The sequence below is a fragment of the Sodalis sp. dw_96 genome, from assembly GCF_018449575.1.
In the GTDB taxonomy this organism is placed as follows: Bacteria; Pseudomonadota; Gammaproteobacteria; order Enterobacterales; family Enterobacteriaceae; genus Acerihabitans.
Map to the genome: position 1 here is coordinate 623,866 of NZ_JAAVUT010000001.1, position 24,622 is coordinate 648,487.

A 24,622-nucleotide genomic window follows, 5' to 3' on the forward strand; every position below is an offset into this window, starting at 1 on the left:
CGCAGAAAAGCTTACCATTATGCGACCGGCTCGCGATAATACATTTAGGATCCAGTAAGGGCAGTTAACAATGAAAAAAATGTTCAACTCTGTTCAGCATTACGCCTGGGGCAGTAAGGATGCCTTATCCAGACTGTACGGTATAGCCAATCCGGACAAGGCGCCGATGGCGGAGCTTTGGATGGGCGCGCACCCGAAAAGCAGTTCCAGAATAAGCGATGAACAGGGACATGATATCAGCCTGAGGGATTACATTGCCCGGCAACCGGCGGCGTCTCTGGGAAAGGCGGTGGCCGATCGTTTCGGTGAACTGCCGTTTTTGTTCAAGGTACTGTGCGCCCAAGAGCCGTTGTCCATTCAGGTTCATCCGAGCAAATCCGCCGCCGAACGGGGTTTCGAGCTGGAAAACCGACGGGGTATCCCACTTGATGCCGCCAATCGCAATTACAAGGATCCCAACCATAAGCCCGAATTGGTTTTTGCCCTGACGCCCTTTCAGGCCATGAACGGTTTTCGCGAGCTGTCATCAATGGTTTCCCTGTTGCAGCCGGTGGCCGGCGCACATCCTTCCATCGCCGCGTTTTTGCAGCACCCTGACGCTTCACATCTGGCGGGGCTGTTCGGCGACTTGCTGAGTATGGCCGGAGAGGAAAAATCACTGGCCCTGGATATCCTGAAAAATGCCCTGGCCCATCAGCACGGCGAGCCGTGGGACACCATTCGGATAATTGCCGATGATTATCCGGATGACAGCGGTTTGTTCTCCCCTTTGCTGCTCAACGTGATTACCCTGCAACCCGGCCAGGCCATGTTCCTCTATGCCGAAACGCCCCACGCCTATCTACACGGCGTGGCGCTGGAAGTCATGGCCAATTCGGATAATGTGCTGCGGGCCGGCCTGACGCCGAAATACATTGATGTGCCTGAATTATTGGCAAATGTGAAGTTTATCGCCAAACCCCGGGAGGAATTGCTGACCCAGCCGAACGGCGGCGGCGCCGCCCTGCGCTTCCCCATTCCGGTGGAGGATTTCGCTTTTTCACTGCATAACCTGTCCCCGCGCCCCCAGGCGCTGGCGCAGGACAGCGCGGCCATTCTGTTTTGTGTCGAAGGCCAGGCGGTGCTGGAAAAAGACGGTCATTCCCTGCGGCTTAACGCCGGTGAATCGGCCTTTATCAGCGCGTCGGAATCGCCGGTTAACGCCAGCGGCACCGGCAGATTGGCCCGGGTTTTTAACGAACTTTGACGGCTATTCCGCCAGGAACGCCAACGCACCCGCAGCTTGAAGTATGACGGGTATAATGCTGCTATTATTAATTGCAGGGTTCGTTTATTGGCGCGTTATAACAACTTGGAATGGGAAATAATAATAAGGATGAATCGACAATGAGAAAATCACTTATCGCGGTCGGCGTTATTGTCATATTGGGCGCGGCATGGACAGGCGCGGCCTGGTATACCGGCAAACAGTTTGAACAGCGGCTGCCCGCTCTGCTGGATGAAGCCAACGCCCGCATCAAAACCGCATTCCCCGAAGCCGGGGTGAAACTGGCGGTTCAAGATTACCACCGGGCGCTGTTCTCCAGCCGGCTGAATGTGGTTTTACTGTCGGACGGCAGCACCGGCGACAATAAGCCGTTAAAACCTGGTGATCAACTGGTCCTTAATGAAATTGTCGACCACGGTCCTTTTCCGTTCGCTCAGCTGAAAAAAGGCGTGTTTATCCCCAGCATGGCGTCGGTCCAGAGCCGGCTGGCCGAGACCCCGTTCGTCAAGCCGCTTATAGAAGCCAGCCAGGGTAAATCACCGGTATCCGCCGTTACCCGCGTCGGCTATAACGGCGATACGGTGTCGGTCATCGATTTCGCCCCCCTCGATTATAAAGATGCCGATTCGCTGATTCGCTCCAGCGGCGGCAGTTTGAACGCCGCCATCGATCACGATCTGAACAAGGTCACTCTCGCCGGCGCCCTTTCCAGCCTGGTGGTGGCGGGAGAAAGTCAATTCCAGCAGCGTGAGCAGGTGACGCTGCATGATGTGAGCATCGACAGCGATACCCACAAGGGTAAACAGGGTTACAGCATCGGCGACAATACCCTCAAGGTAAAATCGCTGATTTACAACCTTGACGGCAAAGACATGCTCAATACCGACAATCTGTCCCAGGTGACCACCGCCAACGAAGATGGCGATAGGCTCAATGTGCAGGTCGCCTACAGCCTGGATATGCTGCATGTGCAGGGACAGGAGTTCGGTTCCGGCAAATTGATCATCAAGCTGTCCAATCTTGACGCCAAGGCCATCGCCCAATTCAGCGACCAGTATCATAATCAGGTGCAGCAAATCATGCAGCAGACCGGCGCCGCCGATCCGGCTGCGCAGCAGGAGCAGATTACCCAAGCGTTGATCAATAATCTGCCGGTGGCGCTTAAGGGCAACCCCTATTTATCCATTTCGCCCCTGAGCTGGAAAAACAGCAAAGGAGAAAGCGCCTTCAACCTGACGCTGAACGTCAACGATCCGTCCCAGCTGCAGCCGGGCACGCCGGCGACGACGCCGGAACTGCAATTGGCGCGTTTCGTCAATAAACTTGATGCCAAGCTGACCATTCCGCTGGATATGGCCACCGAATTGACCACTCAGTTCGCTAAAATCCAGGGCTACAACGCCGACGAAGCGCAAAAGCTGGCTAAACAGCAGGTACAGGGATTGGCCGCCATGGGCCAGATGTTCAAATTGACCACCGTGGATGATAATGTTCTCAGCAGCAGCTTTCATTATTCCGACAATCAGGTGAATTTGAACGGACAGAAGATGTCCCTGCAGAACTTTTTGGGGCTATTCGGCCTGTTCGGCGCTCCGGACAGCTCGACGCAGCCGGTACAGCCCCAGGCCGTGCCGCAGCCTTAACGGCAAAGACAACAAGCCCCCGATCGCCTTATCGGGGGCCCAGCAACCTCATTTGACCCTCGCGGCGCCGATGACAGGGCGGATATGCCCATCATCCCCGCCTCGTTCGGAGACCCGCGCCCATGATTGACAAATCCTTGCCGTTAACCGATATCCATCGCCATCTGGACGGCAATATCCGCCCGCAAACCATATTGGAACTGGGACGCCAATTTGGATTGCCCCTGCCGGCGGACAACCTTGAGGAACTGCGTGAGTTTGTTCAGGTTACCCGCACCGAGCCGGATCTGGTGAGCTTTTTGCAAAAGCTGGATTGGGGCGTGGCGGTATTAGGTTCCCTGGATGCCTGCCGGCGCATCGCCTATGAAAACGTGGCCGATGCCGCGGCGCTGGGGTTGGATTATGCCGAACTGCGTTTTTCGCCCTACTATATGGCCATGAAACATCAGCTGCCGCTGCCGGGGGTGGTTGAAGCGGTGATAGACGGCGTGCGCGCCGGCTGTGACGACTTCGGCGTGGTGGTGCGTTTAATCGGCATATTAAGCAGAACCTTCGGCGAAGATGCCTGCACGCAGGAGCTGGATGCCATCCTGTCCGGCGGCGACGGCATTGTCGCCCTGGATTTGGCCGGTGACGAACTGGGTTTTCCAGGCAGCCTGTTTTTAAATCATTTCACCCGCGCCCGTGATGCGGGACTGCATATTACCGTTCATGCCGGCGAAGCCGCCGGGCCGGAGAGTATCTGGCAGGCCATTAATGAGCTGGGAGCCCAGCGCATCGGACACGGAGTGAAAGCCATTGAGGATCCCCGTCTGATGGATTTCCTGGCGCTGCACCGTATCGGCATTGAAAGCTGTCTTACGTCCAATGTACAAACCAGCACCGTGCTATCCCTTGAGCAGCATCCGCTGAAACGTTTTTTAGACCACGGCATACTGGCTACTATCAATTCAGACGATCCGGCGGTTCAGGGCATCGATCTGGACTATGAGTATCGGGTGGCCGCGCCCCGGGCAGGTTTGAACACACAGCAAATCCGCACGGCCCAGCAAAACGGACTGGAGATCGCTTTTATAAGCACGGATGAAAAGCGAAAGATTTCAGCCAAATATCTAAGGCTATTGATCAATAAAGAAACGGACTGAATTAACCGCCACGGCTTCGGTCCTTTTGTTAATTTTAGGTCACGTCAATTGTCGATTTCTCAAAAGTCTTATTATTCGACCGGCGTGGTGCTTAGCGCGCTTTTCTCCCGCTGTGCCGCCTGCTTGCGGGCATACCGCGCCGCCAGCACCGCGCACACCATCAGCTGCACCTGGTGGAAGATCATCAGCGGCAGCACCATGGTGCCCACCGCCGCCGCCGGGAATAAAACGTTGGCCATGGGAATACCGTTGGCCAGGCTCTTTTTGGAGCCGCAGAAGACTATGGTTATCTCATCGGGGGTGCTGAAGCCGAGCAAACGGGCGGTCCAGGTATTGATCACCAGAACAATGGCCAGCATGATCAGTGAATACACCAGAATCGACACCAGCGACCAGCCGGTGATTTGATGCCATATCCCCCCGACCACCGCTTCGCTGAAGGCGGTATAGACCACCAGCAATATTGATGACCGGTCAGTGATATTAATCAGCTTTTTATGCCGGTTCACCCAGCCGCCAATCAGCGGCCGCGCCAGATGTCCCACCACAAAAGGCACCATCAACTGCAGGATGATTGAACCGATGGCATGCAGGGTATTGTTCGATCCGCCCCCCTCCTGGGTTTTCATCAGCAGGCCCACCAGCACCGGTGATAAAAATACCCCCAGGATACTCGAGGCGGAGGCGCTGCAGATAGCCGCCGCCACGTTGCCGCCGGCCACCGAGGTAAAAGCGATGGCGGACTGTACGGTAGCGGGCAGCGCGCACAGATAAAGAAAGCCCAGGTAAACCGGCGTGGACAATAACGAAGGCTCAAAGACCTTCATGGCAAGACCGAGCAGCGGGAACAGGGCAAAAGTGCTGAGGAAAACCACCAAATGCAAACGCCAATGGCTCATGCCGCCGATGATGGCGTCCCGGGACAGCTTGGCGCCGTGCATAAAAAAAAGTAAAGCGATGGCGGCGGTGGTGAGGTATTCAAACAGGGTTTTAAAAACGCCGCGGCAGGGAAAGAGAGAAGCCAGGATAACCACCGAAACCAACACCAACAGAAACTTATCAATACGTAAACGTTGCAACCACGACATGACAACTACCCTTACCATCATCCGAAACCAGGGCGATCGGCGGATCGCCCGAAACCCTTACCATGTCATTAACCGTGCTTTACCGCTAATGTTTTTTTCTGTTCCGACGAGGAAATGCCCAGTTCAATCAACTCCATTACGCGGATGGCTGCGGACGGAGTCACCGGATTATCGCCTTTTCCCAGAATAGCATCCCGAATAGCGGCGTAGTAAGCAGGATAATTACCCGGCTGGGTACGGACAATATGTTCGGTCATGATGCCGTCTTTCGGCAGGGTCAGCACGCCGTCAAGGGTATCGATACCCCAGTCGGGCCGCGGCGGAAATTCGCCGTTTTTCAATCGCGCTTCCTGGGTATCGAGACCAAACTTCACATAGCTGCCTTTGGTACCCTGAATGGTGTAACGGGGAGTTTGCGCCGCCGCCGACATGGAACCGTGCAGCACTACCCGCCGTTGCGGATAGGTCAGCGTGGCGTGAAAATAATCGTCGGTGCGCGCCCCGGGGCGCAGCAACGCCAAATCAACGTTTATCGCCACCGGCATGCCGAACAGCACCAGTATCTGGTCAATGAGATGCGGGCCCAAATCGTACCAGATACCGCTGCCGGCACCGGGCTGTTCCCGCCACCGATCCTTCACTTCAAGGCGGAACCGGTCGTAATGGGACTCGAAATACAGCACGTCGCCGAGGATACCGTCGCGGATAAGCTGCTGCGCGGTGAGAAAATCACTGTCCCAGCGTCGATTATGGAATACCGACAGCAATACCTGGCGATTTTCAGCCAGCTGCTTTAATTCCTGTGCTTGTGACAACGTCACGGTGAAGGGTTTATCCACGATAACGTGCTTGCCCGCCAGCAACGCCTGTTTGGCCAACGGGAAATGGGTTTCATTCGGGGTGGGAATCACCACCAGTTGCACCGCCGGATCGTTAATGACCGCGGCGGGATCCGCCGCCACCTTGACGCCGGGCAAATCCGCCCGCACTTTATCCGCATCGCTGGAAGATACCGCCGCCAGCCGCAGGCCGTCGGTGCCTTGGATTAAAGGAGCATGGAAGGTTTTACTGGCAAAACCGTAGCCAATCAGTCCGATTCCGATATTTTCAGCCATCGTTTTTCCTCTTTTTCGGCTTGCATTCGATGGAGCCGTCCCCCGCTACAGGAAAACGGCTAATTCATCTTTACCGGACCAACCATATCAATAAAATATTATCCTCCGATAGCCTTTTCGCTTTGCAACTGCCAGTTATTGGCGGCCTGGATGCTGCGGCCGGGATAATTAATCTCACTGCTGCGCCGCCTGAAATCGCTCGGGCTGACCCCGACGCGCTTGCGAAATACCCGCGAAAAGTAGAGCTGATCGTCATAGCCCACCACCCGACCGATGGTGGCGATGGATTCCTGCGTGGTCTGCAACAGCAGTTTGGCGCGGATCACCCGCTGGTCTTCCCGCCAGCGCAGGATATTGATCCCCACCTGTTCACGGAATAAATGCGCCAGGCGCGAAGGGGATAAACAGACGTGCCGTGCCACTTCATCGATGCGCAATTCACCGGAAAGGTTACCGGTGATAAACTGACAGGCTTCGATGATGCGCGGGTCCATGATTTTGCTCGGGCTTTGCGGATCTTCCTCCATGGCGCGCAACAACAGGCGTTCCAGCAGGTTCATGCCCAGCTCTTCGGAGAAACGCCGGCCGGAGCGCTGGGTCTGTTCAATATTGGCCAGCAGGCGGTCGAATTCGGTGAGCAAATTGTCGTTGCCCAGGGACAGGCGGCCCACGTCATGGATTTTGCTGTGCCATTCCAGCCAATCGGCCCAATAGGCCCGGGGGCGGAAATAGACCCAACGATGATACCAGCAGTCGCTGTCCGGGGAACGTCCGTAATAATGCGCGGATTTCGGCGGGAACAGCAACAGATCGCCGGGATTGCAGACAAAAGACCTATCGCCCTCGAATATTCTGCCCTGACCCTTGATGGTCAGATTAAGAATAAATCCTTTCATGCCGTCGGGACGATCGATGAAGAAATCCAGCGGGCCTCCGGCAATGATCGGCGTTAAGCCGGCAACCAAATAGGCATTGAACATATAGCCAGGCAATAAGGGATTTGATTGCGTCTCGTGAGTCATTCTATGATACATCTCACCTCCGGACAGCTTGTCGTCTGATAGAGAATATCCTGAAGAGCGCGGAATAGCCTATAACGGTGATGGAACTGTGAGCGGGCCGGCGCTTTAAGCCGCGCCGACCCGCAAACCTTACACCGTACGTTTAGCCTTTTGTTTGTAGCGGTCAAATATCACCGCCGCAAGCAGGATCACGCCGCGCACCACATATTGGGAAAACGGTGAAATATTCAGCAAGTTCATCGCGTTTTCCACCGTGCCGAGAATCAGCACCCCCGCTACCACGTAAGAGATTTTACCGATACCGCCTTTCATCGATACCCCGCCCAGCACGCAGGCGGAGATAACAATCAATTCATACCCCAGTGAAGTCATCGGCTGGCCGCTGGTCATGCGAGAGGCCAGGATAATCCCCGCCACCGCGGAAACCAGACCGGAAAGAATAAAGATAATGATCTTGGTGCGCACCACCGGCACCCCGGCCAGGCGAGCGGCTTCTTCATTGCCGCCGATAGCCAGCGTATTGCGGCCGAAGGTGGTCTTGTTCAATAGAAAGCCGAAAATGATCATGCAGAGCACCATGATCCAAATCGGCGCCGGCAAGCCCAGCCAGTTGGAGTTACCCAATATAAAGAAGCGTTCGTCTTCGATGCCCACCGCCTTGCCGTCGGAAATGATATAGGCCAGGCCGCGGACAATCTGCATGGTGGCCAGGGTTGTTATCAAGGCGTTGATTTTCAGCTTGGCAATGACGAAACCGTTTACAAGACCGCATATAACACCCAGCACCAGCCCCGCCAGCACGCCGATCCACAGGCTGTCAGCGGCGTTGATGACCACTGCCGTGGTGACGCCGGCGCAGGCGATAACCGATGCCACCGACAAATCGAAATCACCGGATGCCAGGCAGAACAGCATGCCGCAGGCGACGATGCCGGACATGGAAACCGCCAGGCCCAGGCCTTTCATATTGATAAAGCTTGAAAAGTTGGGAACGAAAATGGTACAGGCGATAAACAGTACGACAAATACCACCAGCATGCCGTAATTATCCCAGACCCGGGACAAGCTTAAGGATTTTTTCGCCTTTGGCGAAGATGTAGTAACCGTTGACATCTTTGACTCCTTCACAATCAGGCAACCGCATCCGCGGGGCTGGTATGGGTTGTATGTAACATTGCCAGGCTCAAGGCTTTTTGTTCACTGGCTTCCGAGTGGGAGAGTTCGCCGGAAATAGTCCCTTCGCGCATCACCACAATGCGGTCCGCCAAACCTAATACTTCCGGCAAATCGCTTGATGCGAACAATACGGCAATTCCCCGTTTCGCCAATTCGTAGATCACGTGATAGATTTCGTGCTTGGCGCCGACATCGATACCGCGCGTCGGTTCATCCAGCATGATCACCTTCATGTCCTCCGACAGCCAGCGGCCGAGAATGGCCTTTTGCTGATTGCCGCCGGAAAGATTCATGATTAACTGTTCGGCGGAAGGCGTTTTGATGTTCAACGCTCGAATATGCTCCAGGGCATTGGCTTTTTCCCATTGATCGTTAATCAAAAAACCGGCTTTAACGGTATTTCGCCGGGCGCTGATATTGATATTTTCCCGTACGGAATGCACCGGGATCAGGCCGTCGGCCTTGCGGTCTTCCGGACACAGCATCAAACCGGCGCTGATGGCGTCGATGGGGGACCTAATGGAGATGGCTTTGCCGTCCAGCAGCAATTGGCCGCCGGTAATCAGCGTCCCGCCGAAAAGTCCCTTCATCAGCTCGCTGCGCCCGGCGCCCACCAGACCGAACAGACCGACGATTTCACCGGCGCGTACGGATAATGAGATGGGCGTCTTGACCCCCACCGCCTCGATTTTGTCCAGTTCCAGCCTGACGTCGCCGTGAGGACGGGGGGCGTAATCATAAATATCCCCTAAATTGCGTCCCACCATGGCCTGCACCAGGATGTCGTGGTCCACGGCGGTCATGTCGTCAAAGGTGCGCACATATTTACCGTCTTTGAATACCGTGATGGCGTCCCCCAGGGTAAAGATTTCTTCCATGCGGTGGGAAACGTAAAGAATGACCCGGCCCTCGGCGCGCAGTTCGCGGATGACGCGGAATAATTGTTCTATTTCCCGGGCCGATAATGAACTGGTGGGCTCGTCAAAAGCGATAATTTTGGCATTACGGGTTAATGCCTTGGCGATTTCAACCATTTGCCACTGGGCAATGGACAGATATTTAAGCGGCGTTTCCGGCGCGATATCCAGCCCTAAATGCTCCAGCTGCAGCTTGGTTTCATAATTCAGTATGCCTCGGTTAACAAAACCGTGCTTGTTAGGTAGCTGACCCAGATAAATGTTTTCCGCCACCGTCATTTCAGGCACCAGATGCAGTTCCTGATAAATAATCGCCACCCCGGCATTTAGCGCATCGGTAGTGTTATTGAAATGAACCGGCTGTCCTTTGATCAGGATTTCCCCTTGCGTCGGCGTATAGCTGCCGCTGAGAATTTTCAGCAAGGTCGATTTCCCGGCGCCGTTTTCACCCATAAGGGCATGGATTTGACCCGAATAACAATCGAAGCTGATATCGTCCAGCGCTTTTACGCCGGGAAAGGTTTTACCAATACCGCGAAACGATAGATAAGGTGTCTGAATTGTCATGAACACATCCTCGCGTTAACAGATCCGGACAGTGCGCCGGCAATCCCGCTACGGTAACTATCAGGGGTTTTGACTGACACGGACACATCCTCTTGATGAATGACTTCGTCATGGACCGGGACGGCCTCGACCGTCCCGGCAAACACGTGTTTTGAAAAAAAATGTCCGATAAAAAATGTCCGATAAAATTACAGGCCTTTTTTCTTCAATTCTTCTTTGAAATTATCGCGGGTAATCAGTACCACGTCGGTGACTTCGGTGAATTTCGGCGGCTCAACGCCTTTGGTTACCCAGTCATGCATCATCTGGATGCTCTTGTAACCATGGACGTCGGGGCTTGGCAGTAAAGAACCGTAGAAGCCGGTGGATTCGTTTTTGGACAGCTCATTCACCGCATCCACGCCGTTGATACCGACACCGATAACGTCCGGCGCCTTGAATCCCTGCCCTTCGGTGGCGCGCACGCCGCCCAGCACGGTATTGTCGTTCATGCCGACAATCAGCCAGTGTTTCACGCCGGGATGTTGAACCAGCAGGGAGTTGCCGGCGTCAAACGCTCCGGGGATGTCGTTGGATTTAGTGGGGACCTGGTAGATTTGTTTATCCGGTATGCCGGCGGCTTTTAACGCGTCCATGGCGCCGGAGGTACGGCGACGGGCGGTATCGAGCTCATTGGCGGTGATGGCCATGACGCCGGTATCGGCCACTTTCCAGCCGCGTTTGGTCATTTCCTTGAATTCTTCCTGACCGGCGCGCTGGCCCAACTGGGTGGCGGCCATCATCACGATGGGAACGTTAACCATGGGTTTGCCTTTGGCGTCGACGAACTGGTCATCCACCGCCATGACTTTCATATCGTAGCTGCGTGCTTTGGCGACAATCGCCGAGCCAAGTTTGGGATCGGGAGTACAAATAACAAACCCTTTGGCACCGCTGGCCGCCAGGCTATCGATCGCATTAAGGGTTTTTTCACCATCGGGTACGGCAATTTTAATCACATCAAAGCCCAAATCTTTGCCGGCTTTGTCAGCAAAACGCCATTCGGTCTGAAACCAGGGTTCTTCAGGTTGTTTCACCAAAAAACCCAACTTCATGTTCTCCGCCATAGCCGAATGAGACATAACAGCGGCAACTGCAATGGCCGCCAGTGCCTTAGTGAATTTATGCATGGAACTCTCCGGTAATTATTATCGCTCTGCTTCAAAATGCTGAAGCGTGTAAGCGTTATCAGTCGGTAAGATTTTACCCGGCGGTACAGCCAGAGGGCGTATATATCGCCATCTCTACGACCAGGCCCTTTAGACGGATGTAGTTTTAACGTTTACGTGTTACCAAAATGTAGAGCGTTATCACAGTTCTCAATAACAGCAGATTTATGCATAGATACAGCAAAATTCATCTGCCTGTGACTTTATGAGGAACATCACATTTCAGTCATTGGCGGCAGGAATGTGCATACTTCCAGCTAACGTCTCCTCACTGCCCGGATAAAACCCCCTTATGGTTATCGACATCATCAGGTTTCGGGTTAACAGGAGATACGAGCATGACTGAAGAGGCCATTAGCCTCGGGCTTGATTTCGGCAGCGATTCAGTGCGCGCCCTGGCGGTTGCCTGTGGCAGCGGTAAAGAACTGGCCACCGAAGTTGTCTGGTACCCGCGATGGCGCGAGGGCCGGTATTGCAAACCCGCGGATAACCAGTTTCGCCATCATCCGTCGGATTACCTGGAATCAATGGAGCAGGCAATCCGGGCCGTGGTGGGACATTTGACACCGGCCCAGCGGGAAAGCATCGTCGGCATCGGCGTGGACACCACCGGCTCGACGCCGGCCCCCATTGACGCAGAAGGCCGGATTCTGGCGCTGCGGCCGGAATTCGCCGACAATCCCAACGCCATGTTTATTTTGTGGAAGGATCATACCTCCATAGAAGAAGCTGAAGCCATTAACCAACTGTGCCGCAGCGGGGAATTCCCCGACTACTCGCGTTATATCGGCGGCGTCTATTCATCCGAATGGTTCTGGGCCAAAATCCTGCATATCACCCGCCGGGACCGTCAGGTGCGTCAGGAAGCGGTCTCATGGATTGAGCTGTGCGACTGGATCCCGGCGGTGTTGTCCGCCACCACCCGGCCACAGGATATCCGGCGCGGCCGCTGCTCCGCCGGACATAAATCCCTTTGGCATCCTGAGTGGGGCGGCGTGCCGCCGAAAGCCTTCCTCCATGCGCTTGACCCGGTATTAACGGAGAATTTGCAATATCCGCTCTTCACTGATACCTATACCGCCGATCTGCCGGTGGGCCTTATCAGCGCCGAATGGGCGCAAAAGCTCGGCTTGCCGGCCACCGTCACCATCGCCGGCGGCGCTTTTGACTGCCATGTCGGCGCGGTGGGCGCCGGCGCCCAGCCCTATACCCTGGTAAAAGTCATCGGCACTTCTACCTGCGATATCCTGATAGCCGATGAACAAAAAGTCGGTGACCGTTCCATTGCCGGTATCTGCGGACAGGTGGACGGCAGCGTTGTTCCCGGTTTTATCGGTCTGGAGGCGGGACAGTCGGCCTTCGGCGACATTTATGCCTGGTACGGCAAGGTCCTGGGCTGGCCGCTGCGCCGGGCCGCACGGCAGAATCCCTCTCTTCAGCCGGCCCTCGAGGCCATTGAAACCGACATGCTGTCGGCGTTGGCCGAGGCCTGGGCCGAGGAACCGTCGCTGGAACATCTGCCGGTGGTGCTGGACTGGTTCAACGGCCGACGCACCCCCTATGCCAACCAGCGCCTGAAAGGCGTTATCACCGGTCTTAACCTGGGTACCGACGCGCCGGCGCTGTTCGGCGGGCTGATTGCCGCCACCGCCTTCGGCGCCCGCGCCATCATGGAGTGCTTCGTCGATCAGGGGATTCCGGTGGAGAACGTTCTGGTGCTGGGGGGCATCGCCCGCAAATCTCCGATCATCATGCAGGTGCTGGCGGATGTCATGAACCGTCCGCTGCAGCTGGTGGCCTCCGACCAATGCTGCGCCCTGGGCGCGGCGATTTTCGGCGCGGTGGCGGCGGGAACCCATGGAGATATCGCCACGGCCCAGCGGTACATGGCCAGTAAAATCGAACGGATCCTTCAGCCTGACCCGAGTAAGGTCCCCTCTTTCCAAGCCCTGTATGAACGCTACCGGCACTGGAGTGAAATCGCTGAACCCGCTTATGCCGTAACGGCTGCCATCGGGCAATAACCAACAAAAACCGGGCCGCGGGTTCACCGCGGCCCGAAACCTCCCTTTGACGGAGACGCACAGGAGTCATTATGGAAAATTTTCAACAACACGAAGTCTGGTTTGTGATCGGCAGCCAACATCTCTACGGTCCAGAAACGTTGCGGCAGGTTACCGAACACGCACAGACCGTGGTCAAAGGCCTGAATGATGAGGCCGGTCTGCCGGTCAAGCTGGTTTTGAAACCGTTGGTCACCTCACCGGATCAGATCCTGGCGTTGTGCCGCGAGGCCAATTACGATACCCATTGCATCGGCCTGCTTACCTGGCTGCACACTTTCTCACCGGCCAAGATGTGGATTGGCGGACTGAGCATCCTCAATAAGCCGCTGCTGCAGTTCCATACCCAGTTTAATGCGCAAATCCCATGGGAAACCATGGATATGGACTTTATGAACCTGAACCAGACCGCCCACGGCGGCCGTGAGTTCGGCTTCATCGGCGCGCGGATGCACCTTAATCACCAGGTGGTGGTGGGTCACTGGCAGGATCCCCAGGCCCATGCAGGCATCGCCAAATGGATGCGCGCCGCGGTGGCTCGTGAAGAGAGCCAGCATTTGGTGGTGGCCCGGTTCGGCGACAATATGCGTGAAGTGGCGGTGACCGAAGGCAATAAGGTCGGTGCGCAAATCCAGTTCGGCTACTCGGTTACCGCCTACGGCCTCGGTGATTTGGTCAGTGTGGTTGATGAAGTCTCGCACGGCGACATCGACGCGCTGGTGGAGGAGTATGAAGCCTCCTATATCCTCACCGACAAAATCAAGCACAATGGCGAAAAACGCCAGAACCTGCTGGATGCGGCCCGTATCGAACTGGGCATGAAACGGTTCCTGGAACAGGCGGGCTGTAAAGCCTTCACCACCAACTTTGAAAACCTGTACGGGTTGAAGCAACTGCCGGGTCTGGCGGTGCAGCGCCTCATGCAGCAAGGTTACGGTTTTGCCGGCGAAGGCGATTGGAAAACCGCGGCGCTGCTGCGCATCCTCAAGGTGATGGCCGCCGGCCTGCCGGGCGGCACCTCGTTTATGGAAGATTATACCTATAACTTCCAGCCGGAAAATAACCTGGCCCTAGGTTCGCATATGCTCGAAGTCTGCCCGAGTATCGCCAAAGAGGAAAAACCGACCCTTGACGTGCAGTTCCTCGGCATCGGCGGCAAAGCGGATCCGGCGCGACTGCTGTTCTCCACCCCGGCCGGCCCGGCGGTTAACGCGTCGGTTATCGATATGGGCGACCGGTTCCGTATGCTGGTGAACGTGGTGGATACCGTCGAACAGCCGCATCCCCTGCCGAAGCTGCCGGTGGCCCGCGCCATCTGGAAGGCCCAGCCGTCCCTTGAAGTGGCGGCGGAAGCCTGGATCCTCGGCGGAGGCGCGCACCATACCGTGTTCAGCCAGGCGCTGAACCTGGATCATATCCGGCTCTATGCGGAAATGAACGATATCGAATTATTGGTTATCGATAATGACACCCGCATTCCCGACTTCAAACAGGCTCTGCGCTGGAATGAGCTCTATTATAAATTAGCGGCAAAATAAGGTTGCTCGTCATACTTCAAGTTGCAGGTGCGTTGGCAATACTCGGCCCTCCATGGGCCTCGCCCCTTCGGGGCCGCTGCAAGCAGCGTTTAAATCTGCTCCAGGCAGATTTGTCCTCGCTCACCCCAGTCACTTACTCGTGTAAGCTCCTGGGGATTCTCTGCGTTGCCGCCTTCCTGCAACTCGAATTATTTTGAGTATATATTCTAACCAGGGCCGGGAGCGCAATCTGCTCCCTGCCCTGAACGCCCCCCGCTTTTTTGGCTTTTTATCGCGGAATATATGGACACCGCAGCCGCACTGAATATACTACTTTGCTTATATTTCCTTCCCTGAATGCTCAACAATGAATGCGCAAGAGTACTTATTAAAATTCCGTAAGGTCAATACCTCTGAAAGCCTGGAAAAGCTGTTCGATCACCTGAATTATTCCCTGGTGGACAACGCTGAAATCATCAATATGTACCGGGCGGCGGATCACCGGCGGGCGGAGCTGGCCTCCGGCGGGCGTTTATTCGATCTCGGGCAGGTGCCGAAATCCGTATGGCGGTATGTGGTTTGAATACCCACCGCGCTCCGGCCGTTGCTCCGGTAGTTTCCCCACCGCGCATCGGCGGCTGGCTGTGGGTCGCGATGTCCTACCTGATAGTGGTGCTCATCAGCGCGAGTCTTATCATCGTTATCTTCCTTCTCGCGCTGATGAACCATTGGGGGGTGCTGTCCCAGACCCTGTTCGGCGCGCAGTGGGCCGCCTCCCTGCTCACCGCCGCCATCATGTGGGGATTTACTTTCTGGACGCTGCGGCTGATGTTAAAACGCTCCCGGCGCTTTCCCAAGGTGTTTATCCTCTGGCTGCTGGCGGGGATAGTATTGGCCCTGAAGGCATTTGCCTTCTCCCCCATTACCGACGAACTGGCTTTACACCAGCTCTATTGGCCGCTGCTGGCCGCAGCCCTCGGTGTGCCTTACATCAAACGCTCGCTGCGGGTAAAACGCACCTTTACCCAGGCGTGATTGGCGATCGGACATGGCCGCGCGGTTGCGCATGGTCAGTCTTGCTATCCACCCTGCCCGGGCAATGGCGGTTAATAACCCTACAGAAACTGTGTTGTCGAAAAGGGAACGATGCCGGATAATAGCCCGCGTCTTTTTAAATGGGTACGGCAATGAATGGTTACCTGTTACTTTTTATCGGCACGGTGCTGGTAAATAATTTCGTTCTGGTTAAATTCCTCGGGTTATGCCCTTTTATGGGGGTATCCAAAAAGCTGGAAACGGCAATGGGTATGGGCATGGCCACCACCTTCGTCATGACGTTGGCGTCTATCTGCGCGTGGCTTATCAATGACTTTATTTTGCAACCCCTGGATCTGGCCTATCTACGTACTCTGTCCTTTATTTTTATTATCGCGGTGGTGGTGCAATTCACCGAACTGGTGGTGCGTAAAACCAGCCCCTCGCTCTACCGCCTGCTGGGCATTTTCCTGCCCCTGATCACCACCAATTGCGCGGTGCTCGGCGTGGCGTTGCTGAACGTCAATCTCGCCCATAATTTCCTGCAGTCCGCGGTGTATGGTTTTAGCGCCGCGGCGGGATTTTCACTGGTGATGGTATTATTCTCCGCCATCCGGGAACGCCTGGCGGTGGCCGACGTACCGGCGCCCTTCAAGGGTTCCTCCATCGCGCTGGTGACCGCCGGGCTGATGTCCCTGGCCTTTATGGGTTTTAGCGGGCTGGTGAAATTCTGATGTTATTGTTCTACGCCATAGGCGCGCTCAGCTTGCTGGCGCTGGTATGCGGAGCGCTGCTGGGGTTCGCCTCCCGTCGCTTCAAGGTAGAAGAAGATCCCGTGGCCAGCCAAATCGATGCCCTGTTGCCGCAAAGCCAATGCGCACAGTGTGGTTATCCCGGCTGCAAGCCTTATGCCGAGGCGGTGGCGGTCCACGGGGCAAAAATCAATAAATGCGCCCCCGGCGGAGAGCAGGTAATGCTGAAAATCGCCGCATTATTAAACGTGGAGCCGCAGCCGCCGGACGACCCCGGCCAGGCGTCCCGCCCCGTCGCCACCGTGGCCTGGATCGACGAGACTAATTGCATCGGCTGCACCAAATGTATCCAGGCGTGCCCGGTGGATGCCATCATCGGTACCACTCGGGCGGTTCATACCGTGGTGAGCGACTTGTGTACCGGCTGTGATTTATGCGTCGCGCCTTGCCCCACCGACTGCATTGAAATGCGTCCGCAGGCGGACACCGTGCAAAACTGGCGGTGGGATCTTTCGCGGATACCGGTGCGGGTCATTTCCCTGGAGCAACATGTTTAATTTAATCGCCGAGCTGCGAAAAGACCGCATCTGGGGGTTTGACGGCGGCATCTCCCCGCCGGAAATGAAGGCGCAGTCCAGCGGTACGCCGCTGCGCTCCGTGCCGTTGCCGGATCGGCTGATTATTCCCCTCAAGCAGCACTTGGGACCGGAGGGAGAGCTGTGCGTCACAGCCGGCGACCGGGTTTTGCGCGGTCAGCCGCTGACCCGTGGCCGGGGACGCACCCTGCCGGTTCATGCCCCCACGTCCGGAATGATTGAGGCCATCACCTTCCATATCACCGCTCATCCTTCGGCGTTAAAGGAACTGTGCGTCATCCTGCGCGCCGACGGCGAGGACCGCTGGTGTCCGTTACAGCCGGCGGCGGATTTTCACCAGCAAAGCGCCGAATGGGTGCTGAATCGGATACATCAGGCCGGCATCGCCGGTTTGGGCGGCGCGGGATTCCCCACCGCCGCCAAAATGACCGGCGGCGGCAACGGCGTCGACACCCTGATTATCAATGCCGCGGAATGCGAGCCTTACATTACCGCCGACGACCGGCTGATGCGGGAGCGGGCGCACGAGATTGTCGCGGGCATTGATGTGGTTGCCCATGCCGTCGCCCCCGGTCGTATTCTCATCGGCATCGAGGACAACAAACCGGCCGCCGCGTCCGCCCTGGCGCAGGCTCTGGCGCAACGGCCGAATTACCTGCTTCGGGTGGTGCCGACAAAATATCCTTCCGGCGGCGCCAAGCAGCTGACGAAAATCCTCACCGGCCGTGAAGTGCCCTTCGGTCATCATTCGGCCTCCATCGGTGTGTTAATGCTGAATGTCGGTACGGTATATGCCATCAAACGGGCGGTGATCGACGGGGAGCCTCTCACCGAAAGGGTGGTGACCCTGTCCGGCGGCGCCTTGAAACAGCCGGGCAATGTCTGGGGACGCATCGGCACCCCGGTGGGCCATCTGCTGCGCCAGGCGGGCTTTAGCCCGGAACCGGAACAACTGGTTATAATGGGCGGGCCGTTGATGGGATTTACCCTGCCGTCCCTGGATGTGCCCATCGTCAAGATCAGTAATTGTATTATGGCGCCCTCAGTCGGGGAAATGGCCAAAGCACAGCCCGAGCAGGCCTGTATCCGTTGCAGCCTGTGCGCCGATGCCTGCCCGGCCGGCCTGTTGCCCCAGCAGCTCTATTGGTTCAGCCGCGGCCAGGAGCATGACAAGGCCCGGCGGCATCACCTGTTCGACTGCATCGAATGCGGTGCCTGCGCCTACGTTTGCCCCAGCAATATCCCGCTGGTGCATTATTACCGCCGGGAAAAAGCGGAAATCCGGGCCCTTGACCTCGAGGCGGAAAAATCGGCCACCGCCAAGGCGCGTTACGAGGCCAAGCTTGCCCGGCGCGAGCGGGAAAAAATAGCCCGGGAATTACGCCACCGGCAGGCGGCGGCGACACTAGACGATAGTGCCTTGCCGCTTGAATCAAAAGAATCGCCCGCGGCCAAAGACACGTCAATAAGTGACAGTGTCTCGGTTACACTCGCCCCGATACCCGCGGTAGAAGCGAACCCGCCGGTGGTGGATGAACGCCAGGCGGCGGTAGCCGCCGCCATTGCCCGGGTAAAAGCCCGCAAAGCGGCGGCGGCCGTAAACCGCTCACAAGAGGAATAAATGGCTTTCAGAATCGCGAGTTCACCTTTTACCCATAACCGGTTAAGCACCGGGCAAATCATGGCGCAGGTTATCGCGGCATGCCTGCCGGGCTTTCTCGCCCTGAGCTATTTTTTCGGTTACGGCACGCTGATTCAAGTACTGTTATCGTGCGTCACCGCGCTGCTGGCCGAGTCGGCGGTGGCGGCGCTGCGCAAGCAGTCGGTGCCGGCGAAACTCACCGACTACTCCGCGCTGCTGACCGCCGTTCTGCTGGGGTTAAGCCTGCCGCCTCTTGGCCCTTGGTGGGTTATCATGCTGGCGACGCTGTGCGCCATTGTTATCGCCAAACAGCTGTATGGCGGATTGGGGCATAATCCGTTCAATCCGGCCATGGTGGGTTATGTCATTGTGCTTATCTCCTTCCCGGTACAAATGACCAGTTGGCTGCCGGAACAGAGCATGCAATTGCACCCTGTTTCCCTGGCGGACAGCCTGGGGCTGATATTTTCCGGCCATACAGGATTAGGCCTGGATTTACAGCAGGTGCGCCAGGGGTTTGACGGTATCACCCAGGCCACCCCGCTGGATAACTTCAAAACCGGCCTGCATGCCGGGCGCGAGGCGGGTACGTTGATGCGACAACCGCTGTATAACGGGTGGCTGGGGGGCTTGGGCTGGCAATGGGTCAATCTCGGTTTCCTGGCCGGGGGTCTGTACCTGCTCCTGCGCAACATCATCAGTTGGCATATTCCCTTCGCCTTTCTGGCAAGCCTGGGCTTTTGCGCCGTTCTCGGGTGGCTGTTGATGCCGCAGGCCGCACCGCCGCCAATGCTGCACCTGTTTTCCGGCGCCACCATGCTAGGGGCTTTTTTTATCGCCACCGATCCGGTGACCGCCTCCACCACCCAGCGCGGACGGCTGGTATTCGGCGCGCTGACCGGGTGTCTGGTGTGGCTTATCCGTACCTATGGCGGTTATCCGGAGGGCGTGGCTTTTGCCGTATTGCTGGCCAACATCTGCGTGCCGCTTATCGATCATTACACCCAGCCCCGCGCCTATGGCCACCCATGAGGAGCACCGGATGTTGACCATCATGCGCAAGCACGGCATTATCCTGGCGCTTTTTGCCGCCCTGTTCACTGCGCTTACCGCCTTGGTTCACTCCCTCACCGAACCCGCCATCCAACAGCAGGCAGTGAACCAGCGGCAGCAATTACTCGATCAAGTGGTACCGCCGGGGCTGCATGATAATGATATGCTGAAGGAGTGTTATCTGGTGACCGACAGCGCGCTGGGTCATTCACAGCCCCACCGGCTCTATCTGGCCCGCAAACAAGGGAAAGCCGTGGCGGCGGCCATAGAAACCACAGCGCCGGACGGTTATTCCGGCTCCATCCAACTTCTGGTGGGAGCGGATTTTGACGGCAATGTTTTGGGCGTCCGGGTCACCGAACAGCATGAGACGCCGGGATTGGGGGATAAGATTGAACTGCGCGTCTCCGATTGGATAACCCATTTCAGCGGCAAAAAGGTCGGCTCGGATCAGGATGCCTTTTGGGGGGTCAAAAAGGACGGCGGTGGTTTCGATCAGTTTACCGGCGCCACCATTACCCCCCGCGCGGTAGTGAACGCGGTGAAACGTACGGTTGTCTATCTGGAAACTCTGCAGGAAGATATGCGGGGCGCGGCTAAATGCGGGAGAGAAAAAAATGAGTGAAGCCAGACGATTGTTGCGTCAGGGTCTGTGGGACAATAACTCCTCCCTGGTGCAGCTGTTGGGCCTTTGTCCGCTACTGGCGGTATCCAATACCGTGACCAATGCACTGGGTCTGGGATTGGCCACCACGCTGGTGCTGACCTGCACCAATGGAGCGGTCTCGGCGCTGCGGCGCTTTGTGCCCGCCGAGATCCGTATTCCGATTTATGTGATGATCATCGCCTCCGTGGTCTCCACGGTGCAGATGCTGATCAATGCCTACGCCTACGGCCTTTATCAGTCGCTGGGCATTTTCATTCCCCTTATCGTCACCAACTGTATTGTCATGGGCCGGGCGGAAGCCTATGCCTCGCAAAATCCGGTGGCGTTATCGGCTCTGGACGGACTGGCGATGGGGCTTGGGTCCACCGGCGCCCTGGTGGTGCTCGGCGGTATCCGTGAGCTGTTGGGCAACGGCACCCTGTTCGACGGCGCCGATCGGCTGCTGGGGCCATGGGCCACGGTGTTGCGTATGGATATTTTGCACCTGCATACCCCGTTCCTGATAGCCATGCTGCCTCCCGGTGCCTTTATCGGACTGGGATTTATGCTGGCGGGAAAATATGTCATCGACCAGAAACTCAAAGCCCGCCAGCTACAGAAGGCGGCCTTGGGACCAACGGCGCCACATGAACAACAAGCACAAGAACAGGCAGGATCATGAATCAAGCTAAACGGCTGACGATATTAAACCGCCTGCGCGATAACAACCCCCACCCCACCACCGAGTTATGCTACCGGTCGCCGTTTGAATTATTGATTGCGGTTTTGCTGTCGGCGCAGGCCACCGATGTCAGCGTCAATAAGGCCACGGCTAAGCTGTTTCCGGTGGCCGACACGCCCTCCGCCATGCTGGCCTTGGGCACCGAGGGGATCAAAAGCTATATCAAATCCATCGGGCTGTTTAACAGCAAGGCGGAAAATATCATTAAAACCTGCCGGCTCCTACTGGACCAGCATCAGGGCCGGATACCTGAAGACCGCGCGGCGCTGGAAGCACTGCCCGGCGTGGGCCGCAAAACCGCCAATGTGGTATTGAATACCGCCTTCGGCTGGCCCACCATTGCCGTGGATACCCATATTTTCCGGGTCTGTAATCGCACTCAATTCGCCCCGGGCAAGGATGTGGCGGCGGTGGAGCAAAAGCTGCTGCGGGTGGTGCCGGCGGAATATCAGGTGGATTGCCACCACTGGCTGATCCTCCATGGACGCTATACCTGCATAGCCCGCAAGCCGCGCTGCGGTTCTTGCCTGATTGAAGATCTCTGCGAGTTCAAGGAAAAAGTCTATCCTTGAAAAACACGGTATCTTCACACCCTGCCTTCAATGAAAAAAACTATTATCAGGATGCACGGCACGTTATCTCGAACGAAATTTGTCCGATATCGCCGTCATACTTCAGGTTGCAGGTAGGTTGGCTTTCCCGCAGACCGAATTATCCAGGGTATGGCATGAAAAAAAAGTGTAACGGCGCAACGATCGCTATCCTGGCGCGGCAGTTGGACGTATTCTGTAATTATGCAATATCGTGGGGGGTCGTTTATGAAGCTTTTTTATATGCCTGGTGCAAGCTCACTGACGGCACACATTGCCCTGCGTGAGGCCGGACTGGATTTCACCATCGAAAAAGTAGATGGCCGCACTAAAAAAACCGAGCACGGCGAGGATTATCTGGCGATAAATCCCAAGGGCAAAGTGCCGGCGCTGTTATTGGACGACGGCACCGTGCTGACCGAGGTGGTGGCTATCGTGCAGTACCTGGCGGACCTGGTGCCCGATCGCCACTTGATTCCGCCGGCGGGAACCCTTTCGCGCTATCAGGCCATGGAATGGCTGAATTATATCGCCAGCGAATTGCATAAGGGGCTCAGCCCGTTATTCGATAAGCAATTGCCGGCGGAATACAAGCAGCAGACCCAGACGCTGATGGAGGGAAAATTGCTGTACCTGGACCGGGAGATGGCCGGGCAGGATTATCTGCTCGGCAGCAGGTTCAGCGTGGCGGATGCCTATCTGTTTACCATGTTGACCTGGGCCGACCGATTGGGATTTGATCTCTACTCCACCCCGACGGTGGGGCATTTTTATCAGCGGATAAAACTCCGCCCCTCCGTGGTTGCGGCGCTGCATGCCGAACGGGCGGAATCCCAGGCTGTCGGGTGAATTTATTTCCAGCTGATCAAACAGTAATTTTTCTTGCCGCGCCGCACCAGCGTGTAGCGATCAAACAGGCGATCGGCGTCGGTAAAGACATACTCCGCCGAGGCCTGCTTTTCACCGTTCACGCTGATGGCTTTGGAGGATATCAGCGATCGGGCCTGGCCGCGTGACGGCACCAAATCCGCATCCACCAGCGCCTGTTGCAGGTCCGCGCCGTTTTGCAGCGTAATCGCCGGCATGCCGTCCTGTGCCAACTGTTGCAAATCATTGGCGGTGAGATCCTGCAACGAGCCGGAGAACAGGCTCTGGGTAATACGCACCGCCGCCGCCAGTCCCGCCTCGCCATGTACCAGACGCGTCACTTTTTCCGCCAGCACATATTGTGCCCGCGGTGACGCACCGCTGTTGCTGTCTTCCGCTTCCAGGGCATTGATCTCTTCAATGGGCATAAAGGTGAAGAATTTCAAAAACCGGTATACGTCGGCATCGGCGGTGTTGATCCAGAACTGGTAAAATTTATAGGGACTGGTTTTCAGGGGATCCAGCCACACCGCGCCCCCTTCCGTTTTGCCGAATTTGGTGCCGTCCGCTTTGGTAATCAACGGCACGGTCAGGCCGAATACCGTATTTTGATGCATCCGCCGGGTCAAATCGATGCCGGAGGTAATATTCCCCCACTGATCGGATCCGCCGATTTGCAACTCAACGCCATACTGCTTGTTCAAACAGGCAAAATCATAGCCCTGTAATAAGTTGTATGAAAACTCGGTAAAGGAAATGCCCACATCGTCACGGTTGAGCCGTTGTTTTACCGCTTCTTTATTGATCATCTGATTGACGGAAAAATGCTTGCCGATATCCCGCAGGAAGGTCAGCACATTCATATTCCCGAACCAGTCGTAATTATTAGCCGCTACGGCGCTATTGTCGCCACAATCAAAATCAAGGAACGGCGATACCTGCCGGCGTATTTTATCCACCCACTCCTGTACCGTCTCGGCGGTATTTAATTTACGTTCAGCCGCCTTGAAGCTCGGATCGCCTATCATCCCGGTGGCGCCCCCCACCAGCGCCACCGGACGGTGGCCGGCCAATTGGAAACGCTTTAAACACAATAGCGGTACCAGATGCCCCAAATGCAAGCTGTCGGCGGTCGGGTCGAAACCGCAATACAACGAGAGCGGTCCCTGTGCCAGCCGCTCGGAAAGCGCGGCTTCATCCGTAACCTGGGCTATGAGGCCCCGCTCTTGCAATTGTTGTATCAGGTTGCTGCTTGCCATCAAAAAAACTCCGTAATAGACAGATTGGATGTGAAAAAATAACTGCTGGTGAATGATTAATTACGGGGCCAGGCGGTCAATGGTCCAACCCGCGTCCTGACGCTGATAGATGAACCGGTCATGCAGCCGGTGTTCACCTCCCTGCCAGAACTCCATGGCGTCAATCACCACGCGATAGCCGCCCCAAAAACTGGGTAACGGTACTTCGCCTTGTTGAAATTTCTGCTTCAATTCGAGGAATTTGCTCTCAAGCACCCCGCGGGTGGAGATGCGGCTGGATTGTTGCGAGACCCAGGCACCGATTTGGCTGTCCTTGGGCCGGCTGTGAAAATATTTCAAGACCTCGAATACCGACAAGCGTTCCGCACGCCCCAGCACCATAACCTGGCGCTCCAGGCTATGCCACGGAAAGTGGAGGCTGATGCGGTTGTTGTGCGCAAGCTGCGTCGCCTTGCGACTGCCGAGGTTGGTATAAAAAATCATGCCGGCGGCGTCGAAGTGCTTGAGCAGCACCATGCGCTGATAGGGTTGTCCGGACTCGTCCACCGTCGCCACGCACATAGCGGTGGGATCGGCGAGCTGCGCTTCGCAGGCCTGTTTCAGCCAGAGCTCGAATAAATCCATCGGTTCCGCAGTTAAATCCGCTCGTCGCAGACCGCCGCGGGTATATTCACGGCGAAGATCGGCGATATCAATTTTCTGTTCAGTCATA

The 24,622-nt window shown here is 56.4% G+C and carries 22 protein-coding genes and 1 pseudogene; 15 read left to right on the forward strand and 8 right to left on the reverse strand.

Annotation, left to right across the window (positions count from 1 at the left end; genetic code table 11):
• Nucleotides 1-70: 70 nt before the first annotated feature.
• The 3 genes from manA (at nucleotide 71) to add (ending at nucleotide 4,055) form a co-directional block, all read left to right on the forward strand.
• Nucleotides 71-1,246, forward strand: a complete 1,176-nt coding sequence (manA, locus tag HB631_RS02725; RefSeq protein ID WP_213989603.1) for a mannose-6-phosphate isomerase — start codon at nucleotides 71-73, stop codon at nucleotides 1,244-1,246.
• A 140-nt stretch (nucleotides 1,247-1,386) separates the two neighbouring features.
• Nucleotides 1,387-2,910: a YdgA family protein gene (locus HB631_RS02730; protein ID WP_213989604.1), complete on the forward strand. Its 1,524-nt coding sequence runs from the start codon at nucleotides 1,387-1,389 to the stop codon at nucleotides 2,908-2,910.
• Nucleotides 2,911-3,032: 122 nt separating this feature from the next.
• The gene (gene add, locus HB631_RS02735) at nucleotides 3,033-4,055 is read left to right on the forward strand and encodes an adenosine deaminase (RefSeq protein ID WP_213989605.1); all 1,023 of its coding nucleotides are present in this window, start codon (nucleotides 3,033-3,035) and stop codon (nucleotides 4,053-4,055) included.
• 71 nt (nucleotides 4,056-4,126) lie between these two features.
• On the opposite strand, the gene HB631_RS02740 is transcribed toward add, so the two are convergent.
• The 6 genes from HB631_RS02740 to HB631_RS02765 form a co-directional block, all read right to left on the reverse strand.
• The gene (locus tag HB631_RS02740) at nucleotides 4,127-5,143 is read right to left on the reverse strand and encodes a bile acid:sodium symporter family protein (RefSeq protein WP_213989606.1); all 1,017 of its coding nucleotides are present in this window, start codon (nucleotides 5,141-5,143) and stop codon (nucleotides 4,127-4,129) included.
• Nucleotides 5,144-5,211: 68 nt separating this feature from the next.
• On the reverse strand, nucleotides 5,212-6,258 hold the full coding sequence (locus HB631_RS02745) for an oxidoreductase (RefSeq protein ID WP_213989607.1): 1,047 nt from the start codon (nucleotides 6,256-6,258) through the stop codon (nucleotides 5,212-5,214).
• 98 nt (nucleotides 6,259-6,356) lie between these two features.
• Nucleotides 6,357-7,292, reverse strand: coding sequence for an arabinose operon transcriptional regulator AraC (araC, locus tag HB631_RS02750; protein ID WP_203521410.1), 936 nt, complete (start codon nucleotides 7,290-7,292; stop codon nucleotides 6,357-6,359).
• A gap of 117 nt (nucleotides 7,293-7,409) precedes the next feature.
• Nucleotides 7,410-8,393 (reverse strand): L-arabinose ABC transporter permease AraH, encoded by a 984-nt coding sequence (gene araH, locus HB631_RS02755; RefSeq protein ID WP_213989608.1) that lies wholly within the window; start codon nucleotides 8,391-8,393, stop codon nucleotides 7,410-7,412.
• A 17-nt stretch (nucleotides 8,394-8,410) separates the two neighbouring features.
• Nucleotides 8,411-9,940 (reverse strand): L-arabinose ABC transporter ATP-binding protein AraG, encoded by a 1,530-nt coding sequence (gene araG / locus HB631_RS02760; protein ID WP_213989609.1) that lies wholly within the window; start codon nucleotides 9,938-9,940, stop codon nucleotides 8,411-8,413.
• Between the two features lie 188 nt (nucleotides 9,941-10,128).
• Nucleotides 10,129-11,109: an arabinose ABC transporter substrate-binding protein gene (locus tag HB631_RS02765; RefSeq protein WP_213989610.1), complete on the reverse strand. Its 981-nt coding sequence runs from the start codon at nucleotides 11,107-11,109 to the stop codon at nucleotides 10,129-10,131.
• Nucleotides 11,110-11,486: 377 nt separating this feature from the next.
• Between HB631_RS02765 and HB631_RS02770 the strand changes: the two genes are divergently transcribed.
• The 12 genes and pseudogenes from HB631_RS02770 (at nucleotide 11,487) to gstA (ending at nucleotide 22,633) form a co-directional block, all read left to right on the forward strand.
• Nucleotides 11,487-13,172: a ribulokinase gene (locus HB631_RS02770; RefSeq protein WP_213989611.1), complete on the forward strand. Its 1,686-nt coding sequence runs from the start codon at nucleotides 11,487-11,489 to the stop codon at nucleotides 13,170-13,172.
• A 71-nt stretch (nucleotides 13,173-13,243) separates the two neighbouring features.
• The gene (gene araA, locus HB631_RS02775) at nucleotides 13,244-14,749 is read left to right on the forward strand and encodes an L-arabinose isomerase (protein ID WP_213989612.1); all 1,506 of its coding nucleotides are present in this window, start codon (nucleotides 13,244-13,246) and stop codon (nucleotides 14,747-14,749) included.
• 346 nt (nucleotides 14,750-15,095) lie between these two features.
• The gene (gene ydgT / locus HB631_RS02780; RefSeq protein WP_213989613.1) at nucleotides 15,096-15,311 is read left to right on the forward strand and encodes a transcription modulator YdgT; all 216 of its coding nucleotides are present in this window, start codon (nucleotides 15,096-15,098) and stop codon (nucleotides 15,309-15,311) included.
• Nucleotides 15,293-15,763: a DUF2569 domain-containing protein gene (locus HB631_RS02785; RefSeq protein WP_213989614.1), complete on the forward strand. Its 471-nt coding sequence runs from the start codon at nucleotides 15,293-15,295 to the stop codon at nucleotides 15,761-15,763. The genes ydgT and HB631_RS02785 overlap by 19 nt, the downstream gene beginning before the upstream one ends.
• Before the next feature lie 152 nt (nucleotides 15,764-15,915).
• Complete coding sequence (gene rsxA / locus HB631_RS02790) at nucleotides 15,916-16,497, forward strand: electron transport complex subunit RsxA (protein ID WP_213989615.1); 582 nt, start codon at nucleotides 15,916-15,918, stop codon at nucleotides 16,495-16,497.
• Nucleotides 16,494-17,072 (forward strand): electron transport complex subunit RsxB, encoded by a 579-nt coding sequence (rsxB, locus tag HB631_RS02795; RefSeq protein ID WP_213989712.1) that lies wholly within the window; start codon nucleotides 16,494-16,496, stop codon nucleotides 17,070-17,072. The genes rsxA and rsxB overlap by 4 nt, the downstream gene beginning before the upstream one ends.
• A pseudogene (rsxC, locus tag HB631_RS02800) lies at nucleotides 17,065-18,702 on the forward strand (electron transport complex subunit RsxC); the annotation flags it as partial. The gene rsxB and the pseudogene rsxC, both read left to right, overlap by 8 nt.
• A 30-nt stretch (nucleotides 18,703-18,732) precedes the next feature.
• On the forward strand, nucleotides 18,733-19,785 hold the full coding sequence (rsxD, locus tag HB631_RS02805) for an electron transport complex subunit RsxD (RefSeq protein WP_213989617.1): 1,053 nt from the start codon (nucleotides 18,733-18,735) through the stop codon (nucleotides 19,783-19,785).
• A 10-nt stretch (nucleotides 19,786-19,795) separates the two neighbouring features.
• Nucleotides 19,796-20,431, forward strand: a complete 636-nt coding sequence (rsxG, locus tag HB631_RS02810) for an electron transport complex subunit RsxG (protein ID WP_213989618.1) — start codon at nucleotides 19,796-19,798, stop codon at nucleotides 20,429-20,431.
• Nucleotides 20,424-21,134, forward strand: coding sequence for an electron transport complex subunit E (locus HB631_RS02815; RefSeq protein ID WP_213989619.1), 711 nt, complete (start codon nucleotides 20,424-20,426; stop codon nucleotides 21,132-21,134). The genes rsxG and HB631_RS02815 overlap by 8 nt, the downstream gene beginning before the upstream one ends.
• On the forward strand, nucleotides 21,131-21,766 hold the full coding sequence (gene nth / locus HB631_RS02820; RefSeq protein ID WP_213989620.1) for an endonuclease III: 636 nt from the start codon (nucleotides 21,131-21,133) through the stop codon (nucleotides 21,764-21,766). The genes HB631_RS02815 and nth overlap by 4 nt, the downstream gene beginning before the upstream one ends.
• Nucleotides 21,767-22,012: 246 nt before the next feature.
• A complete protein-coding gene (gstA, locus tag HB631_RS02825; protein ID WP_213989621.1) occupies nucleotides 22,013-22,633 on the forward strand; it encodes a glutathione transferase GstA in 621 nt (206 codons plus the stop codon).
• Nucleotides 22,634-22,635: 2 nt separating this feature from the next.
• On the opposite strand, the gene tyrS is transcribed toward gstA, so the two are convergent.
• A complete protein-coding gene (tyrS, locus tag HB631_RS02830; RefSeq protein ID WP_213989622.1) occupies nucleotides 22,636-23,910 on the reverse strand; it encodes a tyrosine--tRNA ligase in 1,275 nt (424 codons plus the stop codon).
• Nucleotides 23,911-23,970: 60 nt separating this feature from the next.
• Complete coding sequence (gene pdxH / locus HB631_RS02835) at nucleotides 23,971-24,621, reverse strand: pyridoxamine 5'-phosphate oxidase (protein WP_213989623.1); 651 nt, start codon at nucleotides 24,619-24,621, stop codon at nucleotides 23,971-23,973.
• Between the last annotated feature and the right edge of the window lies 1 nt (nucleotide 24,622).